The sequence below is a fragment of the Luteolibacter sp. Populi genome (assembly GCF_040801775.1).
Lineage (GTDB): Bacteria > Verrucomicrobiota > Verrucomicrobiia > Verrucomicrobiales > Akkermansiaceae > Haloferula.
This window is the reverse complement of the sequence record NZ_CP161812.1, coordinates 2,636,731-2,653,640: the sequence shown is the minus strand read 5'-3', so window position 1 is coordinate 2,653,640 and position 16,910 is coordinate 2,636,731. Positions and strand designations below refer to the sequence as shown.

Below are 16,910 nucleotides of genomic sequence, written 5' to 3'. Positions count from 1 at the left end.
GTGGGGAGGAGCATGCGCGCGATGAGAATTGGTGAGGCCATCAAGCGATATCGGGTGAAACCCGGTGAAAAGGTGGACCTCACGGCGATCGATCCGGGCGACTGTTCGCTCTTCACCGAGGGCGGCAAGGCCGAGTCCGTGGGACCTGTCGACGAGCTGCGGGACGAGCTCCAGGCGCTCCAGAAGGTGCTCTACGCCCAGAACAAGCACCGCATCCTGATCGTCCTGCAGGCGATGGACACCGGCGGCAAGGACGGCTGCGTGAAGCACGTCTTTTCCCAAGTGGATCCGCAAGGGGTGCGCGTGGCGGCCTTCAAGAAGCCGAGCGAAGTGGAACTCGCGCACGACTTCCTGTGGCGGGTGCACAAAGAGGTACCGGGCAACGGCGAGATCGTGATCTTCAACCGCAGCCACTACGAGGACATCATCGCGGTGCGGGTGAAGAAACTCTATGGCGAGGAGGTCTGGAAGCGCCGCTACCGGCACGTGATCGAATTCGAGCGGATGCTGGCGGAAGAGGGGACGACGGTGATCAAGATGTTCCTGCACATCTCCAAGGACGAGCAGAAGCGGCGCTTGGAATCGCGGCTCGCGAACCCCGCGAAGCACTGGAAATTCAATCCGGACGACATGGCGGACCGGGCGCGCTGGAGCGACTTCCAGAAGGCCTACGAGGACCTCTTCGAGAAGACGAGCACCGAGCAAGCGCCTTGGTACATCATCCCGGCGGATCGCAAATGGTACCGCAACCTGGTGGTCGCGCGGATCATGGTGGACACCCTGCGCTCGCTGCGAATGGATTTCCCGCAGCCGGAGTGGGATCCGGCATCGATCAAGATCGTGTGAAATGCTGATGAGAGGATGCTTGCTGTTAGCCTGCGTGATCCTGGCGGCCGGAACGAGCGGCTGCGGGATGATGAAAGGCAGGAAGAAGGAGAAGCCGGAGCAGTTGGATCCCTACCGCTCGCCGATGGCCGACCGGATCAACGCGGTGCTCTATCCCGGCCGCAAGCCGGCCAAGATGCTGGAGGAGCTGGCGCTGCTAGGCGTGACTCCTGGCAAGAGCTTCCAAGATTTCAAGGAGGAGACCAAGATCGACGATTGGTTCGACGACGAGTCGGAGGCCGGGCCGGTCCGCTACACTTCCCTGACCTGCGGACTTTCCCCGGTAGTGGATGAAAAGGGGAAGTTGCTGCGCTTCTATCGGAACAGGAAGCACGTCAACGAAGAGACTTATCCCGAGCTCTTCATCGGGCCGGGGAAGGAGTGAGGCTTCCCGACGCTTCTTATTTTGTGGCGTCCGTCCGATTTGCTGATGGATCACGAGGTGTCTCCCCCGAGGGCGGCGCAGCCGCTTTGGAGTGCGGCGGGCATCGCCGCTTTAGTGCGACGCGTGCCGGAGAGCGCCGTCATGAATCCATCCCTCCATTTCCCCTTTTCAATTCCTTCAGCCGTCAGGGAGTTTCGGGGCTCAAGCGGGATAGCAGGGGGCGGCGCAGAGGCGAATTCATTTCGGCGATCTCCATTCCAGATCGCCCCAAAGCGGCGATGCCCGCCGCACTCCAAAGCGGCTGCGCCGCAAAAGGGGGCATCGATCTGCAGAGGGAGTTCCCTCGAATCGCTTCAGCGAGCCTGACGGAGAACCTTATTTGGTGGCTTCCGCCTTCGATGCCTTGCGCGCCTCCGCGACGAAGTGATTGCAGGCCTCGCGGCAGAGCAGGGGAATCGCCTGGCGACGGTTGATTTCGCCGACGACGCCATCGAAGCGGCTGGCCTCGCTGTCCTCTAACGGCGTGGTGGCATCGAGCTGCCAGAGGATCTTCTTCACGCAGCAATGGCCCGGGCCGCAGACTTCCTGGACCAAGCGCTGTGCACCGCCATCGCTGAGATTGCGGGCGAAGCGGTACATGCCGGTCTGGCGGTTGAGTTTATCGCGCAGGTGCTCGACTTCCAGGCGGCCATCCTGTTGGGCGAACCAGAGGCCGGCGGCGGCGGGGTAGAAGGCATCGAGGGCCTGCTGCAATTCTTCGGCGGAGTGGAGCACGAGCATCCAGCCGCGGACGAGGGTGAGCTCGCCTTTCGTGAAGCGGTAGTGGCCGTCCGCCGCCCAAGTGGAAATCGTGCGGGCCGCTGCCGGACCTTCGCGGAAATCGAGGGCGGCCGGGGACAGGCCCTCGTCATCGATGTGGCAGATCTCGTAGCCATGGCCATTGAGGCGAGGGCGGATGGCGATCTGGCCGATGCGGTGGACGCCGCCGGCGACGGCTTGGGCGAGGCGTTCAGCGGTCTTCATGCAGTTTTGAATCGAAGTCGGCGACTTGGTCGAGGATCACGTCGGCAATGTTCCGCTCGGTGCCGATGGCGGAGGAGTAGTAGAGCGTCTTGCCGCGCAGGTGGTGGGGATTGTGGCGGAAGACCTCGCGCTGGCTGGCAGCCTCGCCGGGTTCGGCCTCGATCCCTAACAGCACCGGGATGTCCTGGTAGCTGTGGAGGCCGTCGGAGATGAAGAAGGGCACCACCACCACGTTCGGCGTGGTGGCAAGCTGGTCCCACTCCGCGATGAAGGGTTGCTCCTCCATGAAGGCATCGTGGACTTCCGCATAGCCGGCGCCCGATGCCTTGATCAGCTCGACCTGATCGCGGATCGCCTTGGTGGAATTCTGGTTCAGGCCGGTGCCGTGGCCGACGATGAAGAGCGTGGTCTCGGAAGGCCTGGCATCCGGCGCGACCTCCTTCGCCCGTTGGAGCAAGAGCGCGGTCATCGAGGGGTGCACGCCCACCGGCAGGGTGTAGTGCCAGGTCTTCCCGGCGCGGCGGGTGCTGGGGCCTTCCAGGCGCAGTTCGCGCGGGATCACGTCCTGGGTGAAGTAGCCCTCGCTGATGAAGTCCGGCACCACGTAGACTTCCTCCGCATCGATCATGTACTCCGCCTCGCGCATCGAGGGCTCTTCCTTCCAGAAACAGCAATGGACCTCCGCGAACAGGCCGCGGCTGCGGATCTCGTCCGCGTGTTCGAAGTAGGGCGTGGAAGAATCCGGATTCTCCGTCGAGCCGTGGCCGACGATCAGCAGCGCGGCGCGGGGCTTGGGCGCGAAGGACATGCCCGAAGCTGCGCGGGAGGGCGGGGGATGCAAGGGGGAAGAGACGAGAGGCAAGAAACCAGAAACCAGAGGCCAGGGGTCAGGGGGAATCCTTCTTGTTTCTGGATTCTGGTCTCTGGATGCTGCGGCGTGCTCCCGCAACTCCAGCTCTGGATCGACCCGACCCCGCGCGACGGGCCGGAGAACATGGCGGTGGACGAGTGGCTGGCGGAATCCTGCGATCTGCCGGTGCTGCGCTCCTACACGTGGCAGCCCGGTTGGGGAAGTTTCGGCTACTTCGTGAAGAGGGCGGAGCTTCCTGAGAACGGCTTGCGCTGGGTGCGGCGCTGGACCGGCGGCGGGATCGTCGATCACCGGGCGGACTGGACCTACACGCTTTTCGTGCCGCGGGGCTTCGGGCTGGCGGAGGCGCGCGGGGCGGAGAGCTACCGGCTCATCCACGGGGCGCTCGCCGCTGCGATGGGTGGTGCCGCGCGGCTGGCGGCTGCGGGCCCGTCGGCCGTAGGCGGGGAATGCTTCATCCAGCCCGTGGAGCACGACATTCTGGACCCGGCGGGCCGGAAGATCGCCGGTGCCGGGCAGCGGCGCACTGTGCGGGGGCTCCTGCATCAAGGGTCGGTGGCCGGTGGGGAATCATTCGCGCAGGCTCTTGCCGCGGGACTTTCCGGAAAAGTCGGGATGACAGCCTTCCATCCACCCCCCGAACTCCTCGCGGAGAAGGCCTCCGGGCGCTATGCCAGCGAGGCATGGATGAATCGCCGATGAATTCCTACCTTTCCTCTTGCCAGCCGCTGCTCGGTCAACAATGGTCCCGCCCGTTCGGGGCGTAGCTCAGCCTGGTAGAGCGCCTGCTTTGGGAGCAGGATGTCGTCAGTTCGAATCTGGCCGCCCCGACCACTTTCCTTTCTTGCCGCGAGGTCCGGAAGGCTCCGGACCGCTTCAGTCACCTTGGGTGGCTTTGGCAGGCTCCCCGGCCTTAGCGCTGATCCACTGGCTGAGGACGTCGAGAGCGACGGTATCGGCCACGTTCCGGGTCACGGGCGGCATCTGCTGGCCCAAGGTGGTCGAGGTCATGCGAATGTGCATCATCGACTTGGCTGGATCGCCGGGTGCCACGATCTTGGCATTGGCGATGCCCATCGATTCGCGCAGGTCGCCGTTCAGGATGTTCTGGCTGGCAAGCGGCGTATCGAAGCGGGCATCCCAGAGGGCACCCGTGCCAACCGGGCGGTGGCAGGCGGCACAATTGGCATCGAGATACGAGCGCACGCGGTCCTCCAGCGAGGCACCGGCGTCATCGATCCGGACGGTGTGCGCGAAGCCCTTGATCGCGTTTTCCTCCACGCCGGGGGTGAACATCTGCAGGTAGTTCCAGGTGCGCAGTTGGTTGTCGGTGCGACCGCCGGGGTAGGTATGGCTGCCGTTGAGCTGGCGGGTCTTGGGACCGAGCACGAAGCCCGCATTCGGGGTGTGGCACATGAAGCACAGCCCGCGTGCGGGGAAGGTCCAGGTTTGATCGCGGGTGCTGCCGGCAGCATCGGTGATCTTCAGCACCTCGTCCTGGCCTCCGGCATCAACGAGGTCCGCATCGCTGCCATCGGCGCGCCAGCGATAGGTCGCGCCGTAGCCGAAGCTGCCTGCGGTATCCAGCACCAGCAGGCGGGTCTCGAGCCTGCGGCGGGCGGCGGTGGCCTTGTTCGTCACCATCTCGAAGTGCTGCACGAAGATCGTGCCGCCCGGCCAGGTGTATTCCCCGGTGGGCGAGAAGCCGATCCGCGCCGACTCCGGCAGGATCACCCAGCGCTGCATCTCGGCGTTATCGGCCCAGGACGGCGTATTGAGCGAGTAGGGCACCACGCCGGGCTCGGTGGTGAGGTTCTTGTCGGTGAAGATGCCGGTGGCCGAGAGGGTGGCAGGCAGGCCCTCCGCTTCGGTGGCGGGCAGCTTGATGCCATTGACCGGCGGGCGGGTATCGAGACCGTAGGCGGTATTGCCGCTGATCTTGATGCTGGCGCTCGACACGGCGCTGTCGCTGACGCCGTTCCGCTGGGCGATGGCCTTGATCGTTTGGCCTGCCGTGATCTGGAAGGGTTCCTTGTAACTCGGGGAGCTGGCGTCGGGATCCTTGCCATCGGTGGTGAAGCGGAGGGTCGTGCCGGGGGTGGCGCTGGAAATCCGCACCCATACCGGCCCGCTGAAGCTGCCCTCAGGCGGCGTGATCGCGGGCGCGGCAAGCTGGTTCGCGATATCGAATGCGGAGCTGATCGCTGGCGCAAGGCTGCCGCTGCTGGCGCGGAGGGTATAGCCGCGGCCGGGCTTGCCGATGGCGAGTGAAGGGAATGTGGCGATTCCCTTGACCGCTGCGACCTTGGTGGTGCCTGCCAGCATGGCTCCCGCTGAATTGCCATCCAGCGTCAGGGTGATGGTGTCGTTGGCCGCACTGATCGTGTTGCCGGTCGAGTCTTGAAGAGCGACTTTAACAACACTGATCGGACTGCCGACATTGGTGCTGACCGGTTGCTGGATCAGGGCGAGTTTGGACGGTTGGCCGCCGCCGGTCCAGCGCACGCGCCACAGGGAGCCATTGCTGCTGGCGCTGTTAGACTCGTCCGAGCCGCCGGGTTTGCCCGCGCGGGCGATGTACCACAGCGCGCCATCCGCCGCGATATCGACATCGATCGGGCGGTCGATCTTGGTCGCGAAATCGTAGCGTGTCTCCGGCTTGGCGGGATCGATCGATTTGATCCAGCCCTTGTAGTCGGAGAAGAAGAAGCGGCCCGTGTACTCCGGGGGGAACGCGTCCGAGCCCGGCTTCTCGGGATTGTAGAAATCCCCGCCGCACAGCGCGACGCCATCGCCGCGGCCATGGTCGTAGGCGTAGGCCGGTGCGCGATAGCCGGGAGGCCGCGGCTGGTTCTTGGGCGGGCCGTCGATGCCCGGCCAGCCGTAGTTCACCGCGGTCGGGGCGGCAGCGGTATCGTAGGCCTCGATCTGCTCGTAATTCCCGCCGACCATGCTGAGATAGAGCAAGCCGCTGGTCCGCTGGACGGCGATGTTGAAGGGGTTGCGCAGCCCGAGGGCGACGATCGCGCGGTTGTCGTCCTTGAATTCCTTGTAGTTCGGGTTGTCCTTGGGGATCGAGCCGTCCTTGTTGATGCGCAGCAGTTTGCCGAGGAGGTTGCTGCTGTCCTGAGCGTAGCCGCCGTTGGCGTTTTCACCGGTGCTGACGTAGAGCTTGCCGTCCTTGCCGAAGCCGAGGCCGCCGCCGTTGTGCCAGCCGGTCTTGGAGAGCTTGTTGAGCTCCAGCAGAACGACTTCGCTTTTTAGGTCCGCCACGTTGCCCTTGAGGGTGAAGCGGCTGATGCGGTTGTGGCTGGAGGCGTGGCCGGCGTCGTCCGGATCGCGGTTGAGGGTGTAGAAAGCGTAGATCCAGCCGTTGCGGGCGAAGTCCGGGTCGAAGCACACGCTCAGCAAGCCGCGCTCGTTCCATGCGTCCACCTTCGCGGAGATGTCGAAGACCGGTGTCGGTAGGAGTGAGCCGTCGACGATCACGCGCAACTGGCCCGGCTTTTCGCAAAGGAACAGCCTCCCGTCCGGGGCGAAAGTCATGGTCACGGGGTTCAGTCCCTTGGCGACTTCGGTCTCGGCGAAACCGGCGGGCAGGGTGGCGGCACAGGATATTGCAGCACCCGGAAACAGCAGGGCGGCGACGGCGCTGAACAGGCGTGGATGCATTGAGATCCTAGGAAGCGAGTTCCTAATTTCCGCGCAAGGTATTTTCCGGGCAGGTTTCGGGTAGGGGGTCATCATGGGGCTTGGAAATCCATCCATCCATCCACGCAGCCTAAGGGGAAATGGATGGATGGACGGATGGGTGGGGGCCGGGCGGCTTGATATCACGTCCATTCCATCCACGGAGCTAAGGGGAAATGGATGGAATGGAAAACGGCCAGCGGCGGTGTCGGGGGTGTAGGTATGGGCAGAGGTAGGTGAAGAGAGAGTATCATTCCCTTCTACCGCGACTCCCTTCCCCTCCGTCCGTCCGCGCTTTCCCCGCCCGTCCCGGATCCACATTTCGTGTCCATTCCATCCACAGCCCCTGGGGCATTTGGATGGAATGGAAAATCCCGGGCTACCCGAAACTTGCCGCCGTCCGTCCATCCATCCATTTCCCCCTAGGCTGCGTGGATGGATGGACGGCTCAAACTAGCCGCCAGCCGCGGGTTCGGATTGCCGGGGGAGGCCATCCGCCGGAGGATGACCGGGCCAGCGAATGAAGCACCGCCGTGAGCATATCCAGATTCCCGAGGGCTCGTCATTCCGACTGATCGAGTGGCGCAGGGGCTTGGACGAGGTGGATGTGATCCTGGACGAGGGCCAGCGGCGGACCGTGCGCGGTGAGGGCACGCGCTGGCATTTCCACCCGGAGATGGAGCTGACCTGGTTCTCGCGCGGGGAGGGACTGCGCTTCGTCGGTGACAGCATCGCGCCCTTCGCCGCGGGCGATCTGGTGCTGGTGGGCCGGCGGCTGCCCCACCACTGGGAGATCCGGGGGAACTCGGCGGGGCTTTCGATCCAGTGGCACTATCCGGACGCGCACCCGTTGTGGAGCATCCCCGAGATGCGGGCGGTGGCGGGCTTGTTTGCCCGGGCGGGGCAGGGCCTGACCTTCACGCCGCGGATCGCGGCCGATACCGCGGCGCGGATGAGGGAGATGGCCCGCACGCCGAAGGGCGCCGCCCGCTTCAGCATCCTGCTCGGGATTTTTTCGAGCCTCGCCTCGGCCGTCGATGAGACGGTCGCGCTCTCCCGTGAAGCCTTCGTCCCGCCGCCGGAGAACTCGCTTCACTACGCGGGCATCCGCGATGCGGTGAGCCATATTCTCAAGAGCTTCCGCGAGCCGATCCCGATGGAGCGGATGCTCGCGATCACCGGCTTATCGCGGCCGACCTTCTGCAGGCAGTTCCGCATCCACACCGGGCATAGCTTCTCCGAGTTCGTCAATCGGGTGCGCCTGCATGCCGCCTGCCGCGAGTTGAGAAAGACCGGCAAGTCGGTGATCGATGTCGCGCTCGAGAGCGGCATCAGTCAGGTCTCGTTCTTCAACCGGCTTTTCCTCCGCGAGATGGGTTGCACGCCCAGCGTCTACCGGAAGACGCAGGCGGGGAAGAGGGAGTGAGGCCTGATGCTATCACTGCGCTCTCCACCCGTAGCGCGCCGCCAATTCCCGGCAGTTCGCGATGTCCCGCATGCCTCCCGAGGGGCTGGCGTGGGAGAGGCAAGCCGCGGCGGTGCACATGGCCAGCTTGAGGCGCATATCGAGATCCATCTGCTCGTGCACGCCATGCAGGTAACCCGCGGCGAAGGCATCGCCGGCCCCGGTGGCACCTTGGCTGTAGCCCGGCGGGAGGTTGAGCGAGGCTTGGAAGAGTGAGCCTTCATCCCGCGTCGCCGCGACTGCACCGCCTTCGAAGTGGATCACGACGCTGCGGTGGACGCCCCAGTCTAACAGGTCGGATGCCGCTTTTGCCAGGCTGTCGTGGTGGGCGGCGTCGAGGGTGGTCTTCAGGATCATTCCCGCCTCGATCTCGTTCAGGAGGAGATGGTCCACCTGCGGCAGCGTGCTGCGGGCGATCTCGCTGAAGGCCGGATGCGGCGCGCTGACGAAATCGACGCTGGTTTGCATGCCGGCTTCACGGGCTCGCGCCAGGAGGAGGGATGCCTTGCACACGCCGTCCGCGATTTCATCGAAGCGGTCGAGCAGCATCAGGTATCCGAAATGGAAGATCCGAGCCTGCGTGGTGCCGAAGTCGAAGTGCTCCAGATCGAGCAGTGCATTCGCTCCGCGGCGGTGGAAGAAAGTCCGCCTGCCGCTGCCCGCGACGCTCATGACGTCGGTGTAGGAGGTCGGTGCTTCGGGGTGCCGGTGAAGCTGATGCGTATCGATCCCGCGGCGCTTGCAATCCTCGGTCACCCAATCGCCGTCGGCATCGCTGCCGACCATGCCGGCGGCTTCGAGCGGGTAGTCCGCACTCATCGCCGCGAGGTCGCGGAGGACATTGTAGGGCCCGCCGCCGTTGGAGATCGATTCACTCAGGATCGAGGCCAGCGTGTCCTGGGCCGGATAGGCATCGATCGTCTTGATGCGATCGACGATGAAGTTGCCCCCGGCAAGGAGGCCGCGGCGTCCGGTGCTCATGGCAGGGAGACGATGGTATTCTCGCGCTGCGACTCGAGCGCGGCGGCATAGATTTCCTGGGTGGCCACCGCTTCGGCGACCGTGGCGCATCCGAAGCGGTCGCCGAGTTGGCCGGCGCGCTCGGTGAGATAGGAGGCCCACATCTGCTGGATCAGATCGGGGAAGCCCGGTTCGAAGATTCCGCCGGTGATGGTCTTGAAAGCCATGCCGAAGCCGAGTCCGGTTTGCTTCCACCATTGTTCCTTGCCGCGCTCGAAGAGGTGCAGGGTCTTCGGCTCCGCGGTGCTGAAGCGCAGGCCGCCATCGGTGCCGTGGATTTCCATGAACCAGGTATTTGTCGCGCCCGGGGCGAGCCGCTTCATCTCGAGTCGCATCGGGATCTCGCGGCCGGCCACGGTGGTCCAGCAGTTCAAGAGGGCATTGTCCCAAGTGTCGCAGGTCGCCATGCCGCCGCGCCCGTCGGGCCGCTCCGGGTAACCGCGGCTGAGCTGGGCCATGAGTTTGGTCGGACGCCAGCCGAGTCGCAGCGGCAGGTGGCAGGCATGCATGCCCAGGTCGCCAAGCACGCCGATCTCACCGCAGAAGGCGTTTTGCCGTTTCCAGTTCGCGGGCTTGGTGGGATCGAGGTCGCTGCTGTGGTGGAAGCCGAAGACGGCTTCCAGCGGCATGCCGAGATGGTTTCCGCGGAGATACTGGAAGGCGCGCTGTGCGGCGGGAAGGAAGGGGAACTCGGAGCTGCAACGCACGAAGCGGCCGCTGGCATTCACCGCTTCCTCAAGGCGTCGGGCGGAAGCGAGATCGATGCCGAAAGGCTTCTCCGCGAGCAGGTCCTTCCCCGCGGCGAGCACGTCCTTGTAGATCGTTTCGTGGAGGTGATGGGGGACCGCCACGTAGACGACTTCCACCGCCGGATCTGCGAGGAGTTCGTGGTAATCGGTGACCCGCTTCGGAGCATCGGGCAAGTCGCCGAACCATTCGAGTGCGGCGGGATTCGTGTCGGCGATGGCGACCAGGCGGGGCTGCACGGGGACATCGGTGAGGGCGCACCAGCGGGCGAAGGCGCTCGCGATCTCGCGGCCCATCAGGCCGCCTCCGATGATGCCGATGGATACAATGGGTTTCATGAGTCGGAAAGGGATGTCTCGCGACGATAGGCGTGGGCCAGGAGGGTCACGGGTTGCAGGATCTCGATGGCCAGGCCTGCATCGGCGATGCCGCGGGCGAGTTGCATGTGGCAACCGGGATTCGAGGTCGCGAGGATGTTCGCGCCGGTGGACTTCAGATGCGCGATCTTGCGTTCGAGCAGCTGCGCGGACATCTCCGGCTGGGTGATGTTGTAGATGCCCGCGCTGCCGCAGCACCAGGAAGCCTCGGGCAGTTCGACGAGTTTCGTGTGTGGAAGAAGAGCGAGGATCTGCCGTGGCTCGCGCCGGACTTTCTGGCCGTGAGTCAGGTGGCAGGATTCGTGGTAGGTGATGACTCTTGGTTGGGCGATGCCCGAAGGAGGCCGGCAACCGATGGCGATAAGGTATTCGTGGATGTCCTTTACCTTCGCGTCCCACTCCTTGGCCAAGGGACCGTAAACGGGATCATTTCCTAACAGGCCGCTGTAGTGGCGCAGGTGAGAGCCGCAACCGCCGGCGTTCGTGATGATCGCGTCGAAGCTTCCCGGCGGGAACAGATCGATCATTCGTCGTGCGAGCTCTGCTGCCATGAGCGGCTCGCCGTTGTGGGAGTGCAGGGAGCCGCAGCAGGGTTGCACGGGCGGGGTGTGGACGGTGCAGCCGTTCGCCAGCAGGACGTCCGCGGTGTCGCGATTGATGTCTGAGAAGGCGAGGTCCTGGATGCAGCCGGTGAGGAGCGCGACCTTGCGGCCGGGGAGGGGAGTGGCGGGACCTTCGATCTCCGCGATCAAGTCGTCGGAGAACTTCTCGGCCATCCGTGGCGTTTGCGGTTCCAAGCGGCGCAGGTTCGACGGCAGCAAGCGTAGCAGGCCTGCCTTCTTCACGAAGCGTTCGAGACCGCTGCGCTGATAGAAGCGCAGCAAGCTTCCCGCGGCTCGCAGTGCGCGCGGGTGCATGAACAGGAAATCGAGCGTTAGCCAGCGCCAGAAGGAGCGCGCCGGATTTGTCCTCACGCGGCTTTCCTCTACCTCCGCCCGGGCGGTTTCGAAGAGCGTCGCGTAATCGACTCCTGCCGGACATGCCGTTTGGCAAGCCAGACAGCCGAGGCAGAAGCTCATCTCATCCGCAAAGATCCCGGAGACTTCCAACTCGTCATCCGCCACCGCCCGCATCAGGGCAATCCGTCCGCGCGGGCTGCTGCGCTCGCGCAGGGTCGCATCGTAGGTCGGGCAGGTCGGCAGGCACATCCCGCAGTGCATGCACTGCTGCAGGATCGAGTAGTCCAAGGCTTTGAGCGAGGTGGCGGCCATGGTCTAACCGAAAATCTTTCCCGGGTTGAGGAGGCCCGCTGGATCGAGGGCTTTCTTGACCGCGGCCAGCATCGCGTAGCTGCCGCCCATCTGCTTTTCGAGCCACTGCTTCTTGGCGAGGCCCACGCCGTGTTCGCCGGTGATGGTGCCGCCAAGTTCGAGGGTCTTGGCGACGATCTCGTCCAGTGCGAGGTGGACCCGTGCCATCTCCTCCGTGTCGCGCTCGTCGGTCAGGAAGGTGGGATGCAGGTTGCCATCGCCCATGTGGCCGAAGGTGCCGACCGTCAGGTTGTGACGGGCCGCTGTCTCCGCGATGAAGCGCACCATCACCGCCAGTTCGCTGCGCGGCACGGTGACATCTTCGAGAATCGTCGTCGGTCGCCGCCGGGCCAGTGCGGAGAAGGCATTGCGACGGGCTGCGGCCAGTTCGAGCGACTCCGCCTCGGTCCGGGCCCGGCGCAGGGCCTTCGCCCCGTGGGCTCGCGCGATCTCCTCCATGCGCAGCGCTTCGTCCTCCACGGCGGCGGGATGCCCATCGGTCTCCATCAGCAGCAGCGCGGCGCAATCCGTGGGCAGACCGACCTTCGAGTAGTCCTCTACGCACTGGATCGTCATTTGGTCCAGGAACTCCAGGGTGCAGGGAATGATCTTCGCGGCAATGATCGCGGACACCGTTTCCGCTGCCGCTTCCATGCTATCGAAGCTTGCCAGGAGCGTGCGGCGCGCGGCGGGGAGCGGCAGCAATTTCAGAAGCACCTCCGTGATGATTCCCAGCGTGCCCTCCGAGCCGATGAAAAGGTCTTTGAGCGAATACCCGGCGACGTCCTTCACGCACTTGTTGCCGAGCTCGACGACCGAGCCGTCCGCCAGCACCACCTGCATGCCCATCACGTAGTCCCGCGTGACGCCGTACTTCAGTCCGCGCAGTCCGCCGGAGTTTTCCGCGACATTACCGCCGATGGTCGAGATCTTCATCGACCCCGGATCGGGCGGGTAGAAGAGCCCCTGCGCCGCCGCGGCCTCGGCGACCTTCAAGGTGATCACGCCGGCCTGCGCGCGGAGGGTCAGGTTGCGGGCGTCCACTTCCAGGATGGCATTCATCCGGACCAGGCAGAGGATGATACCGCCCGTCACCGGAACACTGCCGCCGCTCAAGCCGGTGCCGGAGCCGCGGCTGACGATCGGCACACCGGCCTCCGCGGCAATTTTTACGCAGGCGGCCACCTCGTCCGCGTTGCCCGGCATCAGCACCGACAGAGGCTTCGCTTTGAAGGTCGCGGTGCCATCGAATCCATAGGGGATCAAGTCCTCCGCCGCGGTCAGCACATGCTGCTGACCGACGATGGCTGCGAAGCGCGAGAGGACCGGGTCGCTCATGGCCGTCAGGGTTGGGTCATCGCCAGCGCGGCATCGACGGACACACCATCATGGAGCATCGCCATCAGCGCGCGCGTGATGCCCGCGGGATTCGGATGCTGGATGATATTGCGGCCATAGACGATCCCGCTCGCGCCCTGCTCTAACAGGATCTTCGTGCGCTCCATGATTTCGCGGTCGCTGACCCGCCCGCCGCCGCGCACCAGCACCGGCACGCCGCCCGCGGTTTCGATCACCGCGCCGTAGAGCGATGGATCATCGGTGGGGTCGGCCTTGATCACGTCCGCGCCGAGCTCGACGGCTTGCCGCACGAGATGAACGATACCCTCGACCGCGCCGTCCACCATGTAACCTCCGGCCTCCGAGTTCGGTCGGAAGACGAGCGGTTCGATCATCATCGGCATGCCGTAGTAGTCGGCCTGCGGCTTGAGTTGGAGAATGTTCTCCACGCACTGCGCGTGGACCTCGGGCGCGCCGGGGATCTGGAAAAGATTCACGCAGACGCAGGCGGCATCATGTCGCACGGCCTGGAGCATGCAGTCGCCGATGATCTTGCTGAAGGCGGCGGAGGGCAGTTCGCGGCCATAGACATTCGCCACGTCCGTGCGCAGCACCAGCGAGGGCTTGTGGCGGCCGGGCAGCGATTGCAGGTGGCGGGCCTGGCCGACGGTGAGCTGGATCGCGTCCGGTCCCGCTTCGACCAATTGGCGGATCACCTCGGGCATCGAGGTGATCCCGGTGAGGAAGCCCGGTTGATTGAAGAAGCCGTGATCCACCGCCACATCGAAGCAGCGGCCGGACTTGGCATTGAAGAGACGGTTGAGCCTGAATTGCTTCATCGGAAGAGATCTTGTTAGCGTGGCAAGCGGCGGAAGGGAATCCCTCACGCGGTCATCAGATGGCGAAGCAGGTAAGCCTCCAGCGCCTCGTAGTCGCGGGCCTCCCGGCACTGCCGCACCAGCTCCTGGTCCAGCGCGCGGACCTTGTCCAGCAGCGCCAGGAAGATGGCGCGGCTGGTCTTGAGATGCTCCATGGAGGGCGACTTCGCCTCGGTCCGCATTGTCTTCACGTCCAGCCCCACGAATTCGCCGGCGCTGCCGTAGCCCGCTTCATCGAGCACCCGCACCTGGTTGAAGGCCCCGCGCAGATTGACCGAACCGAAGTTCTTGTCCTGGTCGTATTTCAGGCCGTTCTGGTCGTTGAGATGGACGCTGCCGAGCTTGCCGTGGGCCAGTGCGAAGGATAGCTCGTCGCTCGGGTCCAGTCCGGCGAGCAGCGCATGCGCGCTTTCCATCAGGCCCTTCACGCGCTTGTGGTCGGCCGAGGCGTAGGCGAGCGCGATGGCGTGACCCATGGTCGGAACGTAGGCCTGGTCGGTGGGCTCGTTCGGCTTCGGCTCGATCCAGATTTCGATCTCCGGATCGTAGGCGAGGATCTTGTTCACCGTTTCCAAGATGCGGGTGTAGGCCACCCGGGCGTCCTTCGCCTCGCGGATGTAGGAACCTTCCCGGGCCAGCCACAGCACGACCGCCTTCGAGCCGAGCGTCTTGGCGATGTCGATGCTCTTGGCGGTCCGCTCCCACGCGTAGTCGCGGTCGGCGGCGCGGTTGGAGGTGTAGCCGCCGTCGACCGTCTGCGGCGCGAACCAGAGCCGGGGTGCCACGAATTCCGGAGTCAGCCCCTGGTTGCCCAGCTTGGTCTTCAGCGCCTCGGCTTCCTTCAGCATCTGTGCATGCGACTTCGAGTCGATGTCCGGCACCGCGTCGTCATCGTGAAGCTGGATGCCTTCGAACCCCAGCTCGCGGAAGAAGGCCAGTTTCTCCTCCTCGGCGATAGGTTTTCTGACATCGGGTCCGAAGGGATCGGCCCCTTCACTGATGTTCCAGGGGCCGAACGAGAATCGATAGGTGGTGGACGATGTGCTCATGGATTTCCCGACGGTAGCGGATCCCCGGCGACCATCCACTACTGAGGCGTCACCATCGGCACTATCGTATCACGGATTGGTGAGCCGAACCCGCCGAACCCGCCGAACCGAGGACACCGAAACAGGTGGACTCCTTGGGAGCTGCCGTCATTCTCCGCGTCATCATGCGAGATATGTTCCGTGTCGCCGCCTTGCTCGGGATCGTTTCCCTCTGCTCCGCTTGTTCATCCAGCCCAGCCGATCCGAACCGGAAGGCGGTGCAGCCCGCGGTATCTGCCGCCTTGGCAGCGGGGATCCAGAAGGAAGCGAATGCCTACCGAAAATCCATGGGCAAGAGCGGGCTTTCGCGCCACGCCGGTCTGGACCAGTTGGCACAACGCCACTCCGAAGACATGCTGGCAAGGAACAAGCGGGACCACAACGGCTTCGGTTATCGTAGCGACGAGTCGGCAGCCCGCTACGGAATGGGATCCGTGGCCGAGAACGTGCTCGATTGGCACGGGAAGAGCGCACCTTCGGCGAGCGCGATGATGCGCGTGTGGATCGACTCCAGCGGGCACCGCAAGAACCTGCTCGGCGAATGGAATGCTACCGGCATCGGCGTGGCGCGCGACGGCAAGGGTGGCACTTGGGCGACCCAGATCTTCGCCGCCAAGACCGGACCCGGTCCCCGCGGCTCGGTCCCGGCTGGAAATCCCACGGCGTGGTGATCACTTGGCGTGCAGATAGGCTCCGCAGCTCTCGCGGACCACGAGCCGCGGAGTGACCATCAGGGTGCGCGGCGGCAGGGTGGGATTCGCGATCCGCTCGCGCAGTGCATTGAAGGCGGTGAGCGCGATGTCCCGGCAGGGCTGCTCCATGGTGGTGAGCGGGATGGTCAGCAGGCTGGCGAAGCGGACATTGTTGAAGCCGACCAGCCGCAGGTCCTTGGGCACGTTGATGCCGAGCCGATTCAGGGATTGCAGGAGCTGGGCGGCGATGTGGTCGCTGGTGCAGAGCACTGCATCCAGGCGCTGGGCCTGGGCAAAGGAGCGCACGAATTTCGTGTCCGTGGGGTCGCCAGCATAGACGAAATTGCGCGGCGGTTCGAGGCCATGGTTGAGCATTGCGATCCGTGCGCCGGCGATGCGTGCATCCACGGTGGAGGCCGTGAGCGGGCGCATGATGTAGGCCAGGCGCCGCATCCCGAGCTTGATCAAATGCTCCGCGAGCATGTAGCCGCCGGCGAAGTTGTCCACGCCCACCAGGTCGAACTCGCTCCGAGTGGGGAAGGGGCTGATATCGCGGTCGATCAGCACCACTGGGATGCCGGCCTGGCGCAGGCGTTCGGTGATCCGGCGGTTCGCTGCCTCGCGGTCGGCCTGGTGTTCGAAGGGCACGAAGAAGACGCCGGCCACGCCGCGCTCGATGAAGCGGGTGCAAAGCTCCTCCGCTTCCTGCACCGTCATCTTCGTCTCGCTCAGGTGGGAGGTGCTGCCACCCCACCACAGGCCGAAGTCATCCACGCGCGCCAGGCTGGCGAGCTCCCCGCAGATCGACTCGAAGATCTCGGTCTGTCGAAGGCTGGGGACGATCATGCCCAGTTGCGGACTGGTAGACAGCATCTCCGCCGGGCGGTCCGTACCGGACCGGACATAGGTGCCTGAGCCTGCGCGGCGCTCGACCAATCCCTGTTCCTGGAGGCTGCGCAGGGCACGCCCGATGGTCGGCCGGGAGACCTTGAAGCGGGTGACGAGCTGGGTCTCGCTGGGCAGCCGTCCGGATTGCCGGTAGTGACCGGCCAGGATCTCGGCTGCCAGCTCACGGGAAATTGTCCGATGTTTGGTAGAGCTATCCATTTGAAAGAATCTGTCAGTGCTGATCCAGTTGCGG

Annotated in this window: 15 protein-coding genes and 1 tRNA gene; 6 read left to right on the top strand and 10 right to left on the bottom strand. The window is 64.8% G+C overall.

From position 1 onward, the window contains the following. Nucleotides 1–21: 21 nt before the first annotated feature. Both ABWK72_RS10555 and ABWK72_RS10550 read left to right on the top strand, forming a co-directional pair. Nucleotides 22–846: a polyphosphate kinase 2 family protein gene (locus ABWK72_RS10555; protein ID WP_367874752.1), complete on the top strand. Its 825-nt coding sequence runs from the start codon at nucleotides 22–24 to the stop codon at nucleotides 844–846. A 7-nt stretch (nucleotides 847–853) separates the two neighbouring features. Then, the gene (locus ABWK72_RS10550) at nucleotides 854–1,270 is read left to right on the top strand and encodes a hypothetical protein (RefSeq protein WP_367874751.1); all 417 of its coding nucleotides are present in this window, start codon (nucleotides 854–856) and stop codon (nucleotides 1,268–1,270) included. Nucleotides 1,271–1,645: 375 nt separating this feature from the next. Here the strand turns inward: ABWK72_RS10550 and ABWK72_RS10545 are convergent, their stop codons facing one another. Both ABWK72_RS10545 and ABWK72_RS10540 read right to left on the bottom strand, forming a co-directional pair. Then, a complete protein-coding gene (locus ABWK72_RS10545; protein ID WP_367874750.1) occupies nucleotides 1,646–2,293 on the bottom strand; it encodes a DR2241 family protein in 648 nt (215 codons plus the stop codon). Then, nucleotides 2,280–3,101, bottom strand: a complete 822-nt coding sequence (locus ABWK72_RS10540; RefSeq protein WP_367874749.1) for a CbiX/SirB N-terminal domain-containing protein — start codon at nucleotides 3,099–3,101, stop codon at nucleotides 2,280–2,282. Before ABWK72_RS10540 ends, ABWK72_RS10545 begins: the two co-directional genes overlap by 14 nt. A gap of 129 nt (nucleotides 3,102–3,230) precedes the next feature. Here ABWK72_RS10540 and ABWK72_RS10535 point away from each other — a divergent pair, with 129 nt between their 5' ends. After that, on the top strand, nucleotides 3,231–3,866 hold the full coding sequence (locus ABWK72_RS10535; RefSeq protein WP_367874748.1) for a lipoate--protein ligase family protein: 636 nt from the start codon (nucleotides 3,231–3,233) through the stop codon (nucleotides 3,864–3,866). A gap of 55 nt (nucleotides 3,867–3,921) precedes the next feature. Beyond that, nucleotides 3,922–3,998: transfer RNA gene (locus tag ABWK72_RS10530), tRNA-Pro, on the top strand. A 42-nt stretch (nucleotides 3,999–4,040) separates the two neighbouring features. On the opposite strand, the gene ABWK72_RS10525 is transcribed toward ABWK72_RS10530, so the two are convergent. Further along, nucleotides 4,041–6,836 carry a PQQ-dependent sugar dehydrogenase gene (locus ABWK72_RS10525; protein WP_367874747.1) on the bottom strand — a complete coding sequence of 932 codons (2,796 nt, stop codon included), beginning with the start codon at nucleotides 6,834–6,836 and terminating at the stop codon, nucleotides 4,041–4,043. A 538-nt stretch (nucleotides 6,837–7,374) separates the two neighbouring features. Here ABWK72_RS10525 and ABWK72_RS10520 point away from each other — a divergent pair. Then, nucleotides 7,375–8,280, top strand: a complete 906-nt coding sequence (locus tag ABWK72_RS10520) for an AraC family transcriptional regulator (protein ID WP_367874746.1) — start codon at nucleotides 7,375–7,377, stop codon at nucleotides 8,278–8,280. 12 nt (nucleotides 8,281–8,292) lie between these two features. On the opposite strand, the gene ABWK72_RS10515 is transcribed toward ABWK72_RS10520, so the two are convergent. From ABWK72_RS10515 to ABWK72_RS10490, 6 genes are read right to left on the bottom strand one after another with little or no spacing between them, the layout of a single operon-like run. Continuing rightward, nucleotides 8,293–9,300, bottom strand: coding sequence for a carbohydrate kinase family protein (locus ABWK72_RS10515; RefSeq protein ID WP_367874745.1), 1,008 nt, complete (start codon nucleotides 9,298–9,300; stop codon nucleotides 8,293–8,295). Next, nucleotides 9,297–10,424, bottom strand: a complete 1,128-nt coding sequence (locus ABWK72_RS10510) for a Gfo/Idh/MocA family protein (protein ID WP_367874744.1) — start codon at nucleotides 10,422–10,424, stop codon at nucleotides 9,297–9,299. The genes ABWK72_RS10515 and ABWK72_RS10510 overlap by 4 nt, the downstream gene beginning before the upstream one ends. Then, nucleotides 10,421–11,734 carry a (Fe-S)-binding protein gene (locus ABWK72_RS10505; RefSeq protein ID WP_367874743.1) on the bottom strand — a complete coding sequence of 438 codons (1,314 nt, stop codon included), beginning with the start codon at nucleotides 11,732–11,734 and terminating at the stop codon, nucleotides 10,421–10,423. Before ABWK72_RS10505 ends, ABWK72_RS10510 begins: the two co-directional genes overlap by 4 nt. Before the next feature lie 3 nt (nucleotides 11,735–11,737). Further along, nucleotides 11,738–13,111, bottom strand: coding sequence for an FAD-binding oxidoreductase (locus tag ABWK72_RS10500; RefSeq protein ID WP_367874742.1), 1,374 nt, complete (start codon nucleotides 13,109–13,111; stop codon nucleotides 11,738–11,740). A gap of 5 nt (nucleotides 13,112–13,116) precedes the next feature. Further along, nucleotides 13,117–13,950 (bottom strand): class I fructose-bisphosphate aldolase, encoded by an 834-nt coding sequence (locus tag ABWK72_RS10495; protein WP_367874741.1) that lies wholly within the window; start codon nucleotides 13,948–13,950, stop codon nucleotides 13,117–13,119. A gap of 44 nt (nucleotides 13,951–13,994) precedes the next feature. Next, nucleotides 13,995–15,038: a TIM barrel protein gene (locus ABWK72_RS10490; protein WP_367874740.1), complete on the bottom strand. Its 1,044-nt coding sequence runs from the start codon at nucleotides 15,036–15,038 to the stop codon at nucleotides 13,995–13,997. A 173-nt stretch (nucleotides 15,039–15,211) separates the two neighbouring features. On the opposite strand from ABWK72_RS10490, the gene ABWK72_RS10485 reads away from it, so the two are divergent. Beyond that, complete coding sequence (locus ABWK72_RS10485; protein WP_367874739.1) at nucleotides 15,212–15,748, top strand: CAP domain-containing protein; 537 nt, start codon at nucleotides 15,212–15,214, stop codon at nucleotides 15,746–15,748. Here ABWK72_RS10485 and ABWK72_RS10480 read toward each other — a convergent pair whose 3' ends face one another. Next, nucleotides 15,749–16,876 carry a substrate-binding domain-containing protein gene (locus ABWK72_RS10480; protein ID WP_367874738.1) on the bottom strand — a complete coding sequence of 376 codons (1,128 nt, stop codon included), beginning with the start codon at nucleotides 16,874–16,876 and terminating at the stop codon, nucleotides 15,749–15,751. Nucleotides 16,877–16,910 lie beyond the last annotated feature (34 nt).